The 1,593-nt window shown below is 29.1% G+C and carries 1 protein-coding gene; it reads left to right on the top strand.

Annotated elements, in window-relative coordinates:
• Window positions 1–268: 268 nt before the first annotated feature.
• Window positions 269–1,593 (top strand): relaxase/mobilization nuclease domain-containing protein (locus tag LS67_RS09435; RefSeq protein WP_138109728.1); only part of this gene is annotated, 1,325 nt, incomplete at its 3' end.

Raw genomic sequence — 1,593 nt, 5'->3', positions numbered from 1 at the left:
GGCTTGATAGTGAAAAAGGATATACTTTAGGGTTATCCTGCTAACAAAAGTTTGATTTTAAATTGAGTAAGTATTTATAGTATGTTTCAAAAATACACGCTATAATATTTTTATGAAAAAGTTTGCTCGTTTGAAAAATATTTTTTTTGATTATGAAGAAGAAAAAAGAAAAAAAATTAAAGATGAAGTTGCGCCGAAAAAAAGACTTGAGCTTTTTTCTTCTCGGCTCTTTTCTACAATTCAAGAAAGAAAATTTGCTAAGCAAGTAATGATAAAGCTTTTATCAAATCTTTCTGCAAAAGGTGTTAAGAATGCGCTTAATTATGTTATACGCAATTCTGAATCTACATTTGCACTCAATCAAGACAATGAACTCGTGAGCTTAGAGGACATTATGAATGATTGGCAAAAAGATTTTTCATCAAAAGAGAACGCAAAAGAAGCGTGGCACTTCACATTTTCGCTTGATGAGGCTGTGGATAAACATAGCCTTGAAGCATTAAAAATCTCTGTGAGTGAAGTAATGAAAAAGAATTTCTTTGAATACAAGTTTGTAAGTGTTATTCACTCTCATCAAAATAAACCACACATTCACATTATCTTAAACAAAAACAATATATTTTCTCGTAAGAAACTACATTTCAAGAGTAAGCAAGATATAAAGGATTTTTGGAATCTCTTGCGTGAGGATTTTAAAAACTCTCTTAACTTTCATAATCCAAACTTGAACTATGAAAATAAGTATAAATTTGAGCGCGATTTATTAAAACAACACGCTAGAGCTTCACTTGAAATACCGCTTAATATTAATAACGAGATTTCAAAAAGTATGCACTCCATTGTCAATAAAATTTCGCTTTATGAGAGTAAAATTCAAACTATTAATGAAGCAATAAGGCAAAAGGTTGCAACAAAAATTCTCTTTGTCAATGAAGCTAAAGAACTTATGACAAGTGGCGATAAACTCTATTATAAAAAATTAAAGCTTGTTAAAAGCCATAATAGTGAGATTAGTGAGCTTAAGCAATCATTGCAAGATTATAAAACTAAGATAAAAGCTCTTAGAGCCATAGAAAAAGAATTAAACTATGAGCGATTGAGCTATAAAAATGACTATGCTACACTTGCTAAAAAACAAGCTTACTTAAAATTCTTAGAATCTAATGTTACTAACAAAAATTATTCAAAAAATGATGTGTATCTCATCTCCCAAATTAAAAATGATTTGTTTGTTAATGAAGCAAAGTTAGAGAAGCACTTTAAAGAGAATTTAGAGCTTGATTTACTGCTTTCAAATTCACTCAATAAAAAATCAAATGCCTTTACACTTATTAATATGGCAAAAGACTTAGAATATCATCTCAATGCGATTAATCGTATAGATATAAGTTTGGATTTAAACGATAAGATTCAAGCTTATGCCCATAAGCTAAGTAAAAATAAAGATTTTGTAATAAATCTCTGTAAAGAGAAGCAAAATAATCTTTTAAAAGGGGAAAGAAGCAAGTTTAAAGAGAATGAGCTTAAGGCTTTAAGTCAATTCTTAAACACGCCTTATACTTTTGAATCTACTCAAGAAAAAATTTCATCTGC

The sequence above is a fragment of the Helicobacter sp. MIT 03-1616 genome (genome assembly GCF_000765685.2).
Taxonomy (GTDB): Bacteria; Campylobacterota; Campylobacteria; order Campylobacterales; family Helicobacteraceae; genus Helicobacter_C; species Helicobacter_C typhlonius.
This window is presented reverse-complemented; position numbering and strand designations above follow the sequence as displayed.